Raw genomic sequence first — 1,230 nt, 5'->3', positions numbered from 1 at the left:
TGTACAAGGATGGTAATGACCTGACAGTGGCCCCCTCCGGAGCGTCGTTCGGCTAGGCTGCCCTGTCGTCCTCCTTTGCCCGGTCGCGGGCGGCCTTCTTGGCGTCCTTCAAGCCGGCCTTGAAGACACGGTAGGGGGTGTGCCCCTCCATGCCTCGTCCCCGGTGGGGCCGGCGGGTGTTGTAGGTGGCCAGGTACTCGTCGAGATCGGCCTGCATCTCCTCGACGGTCTCGTACCAGGTGGTGCGGCCCTTCACCCTCAGGTGCTCGTCGAGCAGAGTACGATGGAAGCGCTCGATGAAGCCATTGGACTGGGGCCGGCGGACCCTGGTCGTGCGGTGCTCGATCTCTTCGAGTTGGAGAAACAGTTCGTAGGGGTGCCGGTCGGGTCGGCCACAGAACTCGCGGCCGTTGTCGCTCAGGACGACTCGGACGCGGATGCCGTGTTCGTCGAAGAACGGCAGGACATCGTTGTTCATCACCTGCACGGCTGTGAGCGGGAGCTTGCTCGTGTAGAGCCGAGCCCAGGCGTGGCGGCTGTAGCAGTCGAGGACGGTCTGGAGGTAGACCTTCCCGACGCCTTTGAGGGTGCCGACGAAGAAGGTATCGACGGCCACCAGGTCGCCCGGGTAGTGGACTTCGATGTGGCGCTCCCGGAACTCAGGGCTGAATCGCTCGAGCGCCTGGATCTGTGCGTCGGTGAGTTCGAGCTTGCGTTCCTTGGCCGATTCTTCGAGGCGCAGAAGGCGCTCGTGCTTGGTCAGCAGCCCGTGGCGGCTCCATACGCCTCGGACGCCTCCTGAGCTCACCTGGACGCCTTGAAGCAGGAGCTCGTCTGCAACGCGCTGCGCCCCGTGGGTCGGGTGATCGAGGCAGTGGGCCAGGATGGCCTCCTCGATCTCCTGCGGGACGCGGTTCGGATGCGGCCCCTTCGGACCCGGCAGTCGGTCGAGCAACCCCTCGGCGCCATAGGTCTGGAAGTTCCTGCGGATTTCGTAGAACTGCTGGCGGCTGTAGCCGACGATCTTGCACGCCTTGCTCACGTTGCCAAGCTCCTGCGCCAGCTGTAGCAGGCTCAGCTTCCGACGCGCTATCTTTTCCTTCTGGGCGGTGGTCATTGACTCCCCCGGTTCTAGTGAGTGATTCGACACCTCTCATCTAGCTCCGGAAGGGGCCAGCGGCCACCGTCCTTTTTCGTGGGCACCTGTCAGGTGATTACCATCTCAGCACA

The 1,230-nt window shown here is 64.0% G+C and carries 1 protein-coding gene; it reads right to left on the bottom strand.

The window, feature by feature from the left end:
* Positions 1-52: 52 nt before the first annotated feature.
* The gene (locus tag RIG82_09725) at positions 53-1,117 is read right to left on the bottom strand and encodes an IS481 family transposase (protein MEQ9461216.1); all 1,065 of its coding nucleotides are present in this window, start codon (positions 1,115-1,117) and stop codon (positions 53-55) included.
* Positions 1,118-1,230 lie beyond the last annotated feature (113 nt).

It is taken from the genome of Phycisphaeraceae bacterium, from assembly GCA_040222855.1.
In the GTDB taxonomy this organism is placed as follows: Bacteria; Planctomycetota; Phycisphaerae; order Phycisphaerales; family Phycisphaeraceae; genus Mucisphaera.
This window is presented reverse-complemented; position numbering and strand designations above follow the sequence as displayed.

Coding starts and splice junctions, on each gene's coding strand:
- RIG82_09725 (MEQ9461216.1), bottom strand. CDS start 1,117: ATGACCACCGCCCAGAAGGAAAAGATAGCGCGTCGGAAGCTGAGCCTG.